General features: G+C 60.0%; 8 protein-coding genes. 2 read left to right on the plus strand and 6 right to left on the minus strand.

Annotated elements, in window-relative coordinates:
* The 6 genes from D8U82_RS16980 to D8U82_RS17005 form a co-directional block, all read right to left on the minus strand.
* Window positions 1-1,478, minus strand: a 1,478-nt coding sequence (locus D8U82_RS16980) for a DUF6531 domain-containing protein (RefSeq protein ID WP_241668068.1), incomplete at its 3' end; no start/stop codon positions are given.
* 239 nt (window positions 1,479-1,717) lie between these two features.
* Entirely contained in the window at window positions 1,718-2,125 is a 408-nt protein-coding gene (locus D8U82_RS16985; protein WP_125926977.1) for a sel1 repeat family protein, read from the minus strand.
* On the minus strand, window positions 2,126-2,497 hold the full coding sequence (locus tag D8U82_RS16990; protein WP_003223109.1) for a hypothetical protein: 372 nt from the start codon (window positions 2,495-2,497) through the stop codon (window positions 2,126-2,128). It lies immediately after the preceding gene.
* Entirely contained in the window at window positions 2,494-2,835 is a 342-nt protein-coding gene (locus D8U82_RS16995) for a helix-turn-helix transcriptional regulator (protein ID WP_016773735.1), read from the minus strand. The genes D8U82_RS16990 and D8U82_RS16995 overlap by 4 nt, the downstream gene beginning before the upstream one ends.
* Before the next feature lie 112 nt (window positions 2,836-2,947).
* Window positions 2,948-3,403 carry a YkvA family protein gene (locus tag D8U82_RS17000; RefSeq protein WP_016773733.1) on the minus strand — a complete coding sequence of 152 codons (456 nt, stop codon included), beginning with the start codon at window positions 3,401-3,403 and terminating at the stop codon, window positions 2,948-2,950.
* 292 nt (window positions 3,404-3,695) lie between these two features.
* Window positions 3,696-4,412: an FKBP-type peptidyl-prolyl cis-trans isomerase gene (locus D8U82_RS17005; RefSeq protein WP_016773732.1), complete on the minus strand. Its 717-nt coding sequence runs from the start codon at window positions 4,410-4,412 to the stop codon at window positions 3,696-3,698.
* A gap of 269 nt (window positions 4,413-4,681) precedes the next feature.
* On the opposite strand from D8U82_RS17005, the gene D8U82_RS17010 reads away from it, so the two are divergent.
* Window positions 4,682-6,493, plus strand: a complete 1,812-nt coding sequence (locus D8U82_RS17010) for a di-heme-cytochrome C peroxidase (protein ID WP_130902586.1) — start codon at window positions 4,682-4,684, stop codon at window positions 6,491-6,493.
* Window positions 6,490-7,659, plus strand: a complete 1,170-nt coding sequence (locus D8U82_RS17015; RefSeq protein ID WP_130902587.1) for a catalase family protein — start codon at window positions 6,490-6,492, stop codon at window positions 7,657-7,659. The genes D8U82_RS17010 and D8U82_RS17015 overlap by 4 nt, the downstream gene beginning before the upstream one ends.
* Window positions 7,660-7,794: the final 135 nt, after the last annotated feature.

Consider the following 7,794-nt stretch of genomic DNA (forward strand, 5'->3'; position numbering starts at 1 on the left):
AAGATCGCCGCCCGCGACAGGCTGTTGTGAATCGCCGGACGCGCGACATTGGGCAAGGGAAAGCGGGTTCGGCGGTTCTCATGATCGATCCAGATCACGCCATCGCCGTCGAAGGCCAGCCGATGCGCCAGCGTATGGCTCCAGCCGAAACCCAGGCCGATGTCGATCTCGACCGCGCTGCTGCGGTACAAGCGGGTGAATTCGAAGGGCAACACGCCATCGAGCACGGCGTCGGTCAGGGTCAGCAGTTCTTCGCCGGTGACCATCGACACCGGGCAGCCGTTTTTGCAGGTTTTGGGCACGCAATCGGCGGCATCGCCGTTGGGGTTCTTTGCTTGGTCGGGCGCGTCGTCGTGTGGCTCGTCCTTCTTCAACATGGCGTTGCGCTTGGCATCCCAGCGCAATTGCATCCGGCCCTTTTTCACCCCGGCGGCGATGCCCCGCGCGGCAACGGCTTTGTAGCGGTCGACGTATTCAATAAAGGCGTTGACGATGCTGAACAGCGCCTTGACCAGACGCTTGGCGACGTTGAACAGCTGCGTTGCGCGGTCAGCCAGACGCAGCGTCAGATAAGCGATCCCCGCCCCCGCTCCGACAAACGTCAGCACCACGCTGATCAACACATCGATGATCAGTTGCACGATCATCATCGACGCCACTTCAGCAGACTTGCCGGCAACCTCGCTGGGCGGCAGCATGTCCAGCCACAGGCTCGCCGACCGCAGCAGCAAGCACATCGCCGCTTCGTCACTGACCAGCAACTGCAGCTTTTCCATAAGATCCGGAGCGGTCTGCGCCAGCTCGATCAGCTCAGCCGCGCCGCTGCCTAGACGCTCGGCAAACTTGCCGGGGTCCTGGAGGATTTCCGAGAGCAGACCGAGGCTGTCCCATACCCCTTCGATGGCCGCCCAACTGCCGGCGAGCATGCCGTTGCTGGCTGCGGTCGCCACCGACTGTGACCACTGCGGCTTGAAACCTTGCCACTCGCTACGCAGCCAGCGCTCAAGTTCGCCGGTCAAACCGTCGTAGGATTTGAACAGCTCGTCGACTTGACTGGAGGTGACAGCGCTGTGGACCAGAACGCGGTAGAACTTGCCCTCGTCGCCTCTGAACTCGCCCTTGCCCTGCTGATCAAGGGTGACCGGCGCGGTTTTGCCGCTATCCACGTCGACCACATCGACGGAAATGTTGCCCAGCGGGATGTCGTAGACCGATTCGAACTTGCTCTCGATTTGCATCAGCCCGCCGTGCGGGCACTGGACGACGCTGGAGGAAAATTCGTCGTCGCTGCTGCTGACCGACGTACTGCTATCGCCGAAGCGGATGATCCGCTCCATACCCACCAGCGATGGCAGGTCTGCTGCCTCGCTGATCTGGTCCGCCCTGCGACTGAGCCAGTGATCAAGCTGTTTGCGGTAGAGGCTGAGCGTTTGCGGAAAGCTGTCGAGTTCCTGCTCGATGCGCGCGATGGCTTGCATCAACACACGCGAGCAAACAAGGTGGACTGAAAAACGGGCTGAAGCATGAGCGGTCCCTCGCGCAAGAAATTAGTCGCGGGAACTGTGCGGGGGATCAAAGAGGAAAGAAGTCAGGCGAGTAGGCAAAGGATGTAGGACTAATCTGCAATCCAGCATCAAGCGAAAAACGTGCAGGCAGAAACGTAAACGCGGCGTGAGGAAAACCTCACGCCGCGTTTACTTAGAAGACATACATGGAATTACTGCGTTGAATCACCAGCCTTCAGCTGTTGCAGCTTCAGCTCGGCCAACGGATGCCCGGCCTTGGCGGCCATGCTCCACCAACGAGCGGCCTCAACGTGATCCGGCGCCTTGCTCGGGGTACCGGCGAGGCTGATCACGCCAACTTGATAAGCGGCTTTACCGTCGCCGGCCAACGCCGCCAGACGCAGCAGACGCACGCCTTCTTCACGCGCGCCCAACCCGACGCCGCGAAAAGTCAGAATGTGCCCATAAAAGCTTTGAGCATCGACATCGCCGAGGTTGGCCATGCGCGCGAACTGGCCTTCAAGCCAGCGCCAGCCACGCGGCTGGCGAACGAACCACGACCAATGAAACAGCCGGCGGGCCAGCCAGTAACCGGCCCGCGCCTTGAGCCGCAGAAACACTCAGGCCTCCGCCGATTCCGGGTATTCGTATTCGAAGACCCGCACCACTTCCGACGCATGCCAGGACGCCGCCGCGACGCCATCCGACGGCCCGGAAAAACGCCCCAGACGCTCGACACATTCAAAGAACCCGGTACGTGGCAAACGACTCGCGCCCTGACTGATGACCAGCGAACTGCGCAACGGCTGCTCGGCTTTGGCGTCCAGTGCGGCCAGATGCTCCAGTGCAGCCGTCAACGTCTGCATCGCCGGAGTCGGCAGCTGCAAACGCTCAAGCAAGGCTCGATAGGTCAGAAGATGGCGCTGACGACGCGCCTGGTCCAGTTCCCCCAGCAATCCGTCCCAATGTTGACGGCTGATGCGTACGCTCACGATTCATCCCTCCAACCTGGCACCGTCAGTTCCCAGGCCAGGCTGCGGCGAATCGCGGCGTCGGGCTGACGCTCACCACTTTCGATCATGGCCAGGTAAGACGGGCTGATGCCTACCGTGCGGGCCAGCGCCTCGATGGCGATGCCCTTCCCTTCGCGCAAACTGCGTAATTGATCCAGACCCGGAAGAATCGGCTCCGGCGAGGTGGCGAGCGGCGCTGCTGGCTGCGGCGCCGGTGTTGCGTTGATCCCTGCTGCTTTCAGTAAAGCCTGATATTGAGCCCACGGCAGAACCGCGTATTCGGGTTCGCCATCGCGTGCAATTATCTGAATATCCATGACTACCCCGTAGGACAACACCACTTAGCGAGTCGGCACTTTTCCCTAGAAGTGTAATCCTAACAGCGGCTAAGGTCGCGAGTGGTATCTATCTGTAGGCAGTCTTGGTCAGTCAGGGCTTTTTCGGGCCTTGCAACTGCAATTGTTCAGGGGTATCAGGGAGGCGTTCAACCACGGCCAGCTTTTCGGGCTGCTGGCGTTTGCGCCACAGGCGGAAGGCGTTGAGTTCGTCATCGAGGGTTTTCATCAACCAGGCGAGGACAGCGATGTCATCGAGCATGCCGAACATGGGAATGAAATCCGGAATGGCATCGACCGGGCTGAGGAAATACATCAGACCCGCCACTACCGAAATCAGCGACTTGGCACTGATCGCGCGATACTCGCCACGCCAGTAGGCCAGGCATAACGACTGCAGCAAGCGCAGATCATCCTTGAGTTTGCCCAAGCGATTGCCTTGCGCGGCGCCTTTGCTGGCCACGGCAAACAATAGGGTCGGCAGGCGTCCACGGGCCAGCAGGCGACCGGCCAACGGCAGGAATCGAGCGAAATTCCACGGAGCTTTCATCTATTCTTCCCGTTGAAATGTTATCCACACAAATTGTGGATAACCTTGTGAACAGAGCTGCATTTCAGCGCTGAGAGCCCCGTTTCATAAGGGCTGCGCTCAGATCGGGCGTTTTTTACTCACATAAAAAAGCCCAATATTTCATTGACTTGGCAGCTCAGGGCGTCTAGCGCGGGCAGCCTCAAAGCTATGACTGTGCTGATCGCCGTCAGTTCGCTCTGTTTACCTTCCCTGACCTGCAGATGCAACAACGCCCCGCATAAGCGAGGCGTTGTTTTCGAGCCGTTGCGTGTTACTTGGCAGCGGCGTCTTCTTTGGCCGGATCCTTGATGGCCAACAGTTCCAGGTCGAAAACCAGAACCGAGTTGGCCGGGATTGCCGGGCTTGGCGACTGAGCGCCGTAAGCCAGATCGCTAGGGATGTACAGTTTGTACTTCTCGCCAACGTGCATCAGTTGCAGACCTTCAACCCAACCCGGGATCACGCCACTGACTGGCAGATCGATCGGGCTGCCGCGCTCGACGGAGCTGTCGAACACGGTGCCGTTGGTCAGCTTGCCGGTGTAGTGAACAGTGACGACGTCGGTCGGCTTAGGCTGTGGGCCATCGGCTTTCTTCACTACTTCGTACTGCAGGCCGGAGGCGGTGGTGGTGACACCGGCTTTCTTGCCGTTTTCTTCGAGGAATTTCTTGCCGGCGGCTGCCGACTCTTCGCTCATCTTGGCCATACGCTCTTCAGCACGCTTTTGCAGCGAGGCGAAGGCTTCGACCAGTTCTTCATCTTTCAGCTTCTGTTCTTTCTTGCCAACGGCATCTTCGATGCCCTGGGCTACCGCTTTGGAGTCCAGATCATCCATGCCTTCCTGGGCAAGGCTTTTGCCCATGTTCAGGCCGATGCCGTAGGAAGCTTTTTGCGCCGGGGTTTTCAGCTCTACGCTGGTCTGCGAGTCACAACCCGCGAGTACCAGGCTAACCAGGGCTACCGCCGCCGCCAACCGATGCTGTTTCATGCTATTTCCTTGTTCATGCGCCGAATGGGCAATCGAGTAAAGCCGCGAGCTTATCAGGCCGCCACGACCAATGGCTACCGGCATGAGAGCAGGAATCTTCCGATAAGTTCAGGGATTAAAACGCATTTGGGCAACGGCTGGATGAAGCTTCTGTCATTCACGGACGACAAGGCTCGTCGGCTCCTGACTCAGTATCTGGCGTAATGGCCACTTGCCCAGCCAGCGGCGCTCAGGCATAACAGCGCAACAATTCGACAAGGATGTTCAACTTGCGCCTCTTATCCCGCATTCTCGCTCTGCTGATCATGCTGGCGGTAATCGCCCTCGCGGTGATCGTCTATTACGTCGCCAATCCGAAATTGCCCTTCTACATCCCGCCGCAACAGGTACGTTACCTGGATCAATGGAGCGAAGAGCAACGGCAGACCTACTACTTCACGCCCCAAGGTACGCAAGTCAAAGGCCTGCGTTACGAGTGGTTCCAGGCATTGGAATTGCCCTTCTCCGAGCAGCGCTTCGCCTCCCCTGAATATCTCGCCCGTTTCGGCTTCATGGTCGACCCGCAGCAGAAAGCGAGCGCGAACAACCCCGGCAACCTCCCCGTCGGTTTTGCCCGGCACCAGAATCCCGGCAACGCCTCCGAGCATTATCTGGACATCACCTGCGCCGCTTGCCACACCGGCGAGTTGCGCTTCAAAGACCAGGCCGTGCGCATCGATGGTGGCACCGCACAGCACGTGTTGCCTTCCAGCGTTCCTACTTTGCGCGGTGGCAGTTTCGGACAGGCCCTGGTCGCCAGTCTAGCCTCGACTTACTACAACCCATGGAAGTTTGAGCGCTTCGCCCGCCAGGTGCTCGGAGATGATTACGAAGCGCGCCGCGAACAATTGCGCAGCGAGTTCAAGACATCGCTGAACACCTTCGTCAAAGTGGCCTGGAACGACACTCATCGCGGCCTCTATCCGACCGAGGAAGGCCCGGGGCGCACCGATGCGTTCGGCCGGATTGCCAACGCTACGTTTGGCGATGCGATTTCCCCTGCCAACTACCGCGTGGCCGATGCCCCGGTGGATTACCCGCAGCTGTGGGACATGTGGACGTTCGACTGGGTGCAGTGGAACGGCTCGGCCCAGCAGCCAATGGCGCGCAATATCGGCGAGGCGCTCGGCGTCGGTGCCACGCTGAATTTCTTCGACGCCAACGGTCAGCCGCTGCAAGGCGCTGCGCGCTATCCCTCCAGCGTGCGCGTGCGTGATCTGCACGCCATCGAAGAAACCTTGCAGCAGCTGAAGCCGCCGACCTGGCCGGAAGATCTGTTCGGTGCGATCGACAAGCCGCTGGCCGCCAGAGGCCGCGCGCTGTTCGCGGAAAACTGCGCGGGCTGCCATGTCCCGCGCCAATCGCAGGAAGGCGAACGCTGGGTGCAGCACTTGCACATGATTCCCGTGGAGGTGATCGGCACCGATCCGAATGCGGCCAACAACATTGCCAGTCACCGTTTCGACCTGAGCGCACTGCAATGGGATGTCAATGAGCTGAAAAAGATGGACGTCAAACTGCACCCCGAACCCAAGGAGCCGCTTGATCTGAGCCAATTGTCGGTGGCCAAGGGCCTGGCTTACGTCACCGCATTCGTGGAAAACCGTGCCTATCGCGACGCGCAGATCACGCCGGAAGAAGAACCGCGCATGGATGGTTTCGGCCTGCCGATCGGCGTGCGCGAGAAAGTCGCTTACAAGGCTCGACCGCTGGCAGGCGTGTGGGCGACTGCGCCGTTTCTGCACAACGGTTCGGTGCCGAGCATCTATCAGTTGCTGTCACCGCAGGATGAGCGCTCCACCACCTTCTATAAAGGCACGCTCGAATACGACCCGCGCCACCTCGGCTATCGCACCGAGCCTTTCACCAACGGTTTTCTGTTCGACACGCGCATCAGCGGCAACCACAACAGCGGCCACGAATTCCGCGCCGGCGCTCGCGGCAACGGAGTGATCGGCCGACTCCTGCAACCCGAGGAGCGCTGGGCGCTGCTCGAATACCTGAAAGTACTGGGCGGACCACTGGAGGCGCAGTTGCCATGATCATGCCGACATTCAAAAAAGAACTGCCGCCACTGGCTCGCTTCTGGCTCTGGTTGGGGCGTTTGCTTGGCAAGACGCTGCTGATCCTGCTGGTCATCGCCCTGCTCGGCTGGGCCATCGCCACCGCATGGTTTGCCTGGCAGCATCGCGGGCCGGTGTCCGCGCAGGAACAGATTCCAGCAGGCGAAGCGGCGATGACCCAGGACGTCATCCAAACCGCAGTGCGCATCGTCGACCAGCACCGCGAACCCACGCGTTATCTGCGCGATGCCCACGCCAAGGCGCATGGCTGCGTGAAGGCGCAAGTGCAGGTGTTACCGGAACTGGCGCAATCGCTGCGACAGGGTGTGTTCAGCGAGCCGGGCAAGACCTGGCAGGCGCTGATCCGGTTGTCCAACGGCAATGCCTATCCGCAATTCGACAGCATTCGCGACGCGCGCGGGATGGCAATCAAGCTGTTCGAGGTTCCTGGCAAGCAACTGTTCGGCAATCGCCAGGACCAGCATGAACAGGATTTCGTGATGTTCAGCCATCCGAATTTCTTTGTCAGCAATGTCGCAGAGTATCGTCAGAATGTGGCGGCGCAGGCTGACGGCAAGAAGGTCATGGCGTTTTTTCCGACATGGGATCCGCGCACCTGGCAGGTCCGTCATCTATTCATCGCGCTGGCTACGCTGTCAGCGCCGCCGGACAGTCCGACCGAGACCACATATTTCTCGGTATCGCCCTACAAGTTCGGTGAGGCCAATGCGAAATTCCGCGTCGTGCCGGATCCCGAGCGTTGCCCGGCGTATGCGCTGCCCAAACAGAATCACGACTTGCCGAACTTCCTGCGCAGTGCACTGAATCAACAGTTGTCGACGGATCGGGTGCCGGCGTGCTTCGCCTTGCAGATCCAGCGCCAGGACGCGAACAAATACATGCCGATCGAGGACACGAGCATTGAGTGGCGTGAGCAGGATGCACCGTTTGAAAACGTGGCGCGGATCACCCTGCCCGCGCAGGACTTCGACACGCCGGCGCTGAATCTGCAATGCGACAACCTGTCGTTCAACCCGTGGTTCGGCATCGAGGCGCATCGGCCGATTGGCGGGATCAATCGCTTGCGCAAGGCAGTGTACGAGGCGGTGAGCGATTATCGGCATGCCCGCAATGCGGCGCAGTAGCGCGGCGATTTTATAAATCGCAGACAGCAAAAAGCCCGCACAAGGCGGGCTTTTTGTGGTGTCTGGCGTTCAGTTCCAGATACCGAATATGGCGCAGCGGACGGGACTCGAACCCGCGACCCCCGGCGTGACAGG

The organism is Pseudomonas sp. Sample_23 (assembly GCF_004307595.1).
GTDB lineage: Bacteria > Pseudomonadota > Gammaproteobacteria > Pseudomonadales > Pseudomonadaceae > Aquipseudomonas > Aquipseudomonas atacamensis.

Excerpts from the sequence above, each read along its gene's own strand:
- D8U82_RS16995 (WP_016773735.1), bottom strand. The coding sequence starts at position 2,835 with ATGGATATTCAGATAATTGCACGCGATGGCGAACCCGAATACGCGGTT.
- D8U82_RS17000 (WP_016773733.1), bottom strand. The coding sequence starts at position 3,403 with ATGAAAGCTCCGTGGAATTTCGCTCGATTCCTGCCGTTGGCCGGTCGC.
- D8U82_RS17005 (WP_016773732.1), bottom strand. The coding sequence starts at position 4,412 with ATGAAACAGCATCGGTTGGCGGCGGCGGTAGCCCTGGTTAGCCTGGTA.
- D8U82_RS17015 (WP_130902587.1), top strand. The coding sequence starts at position 6,490 with ATGATCATGCCGACATTCAAAAAAGAACTGCCGCCACTGGCTCGCTTC.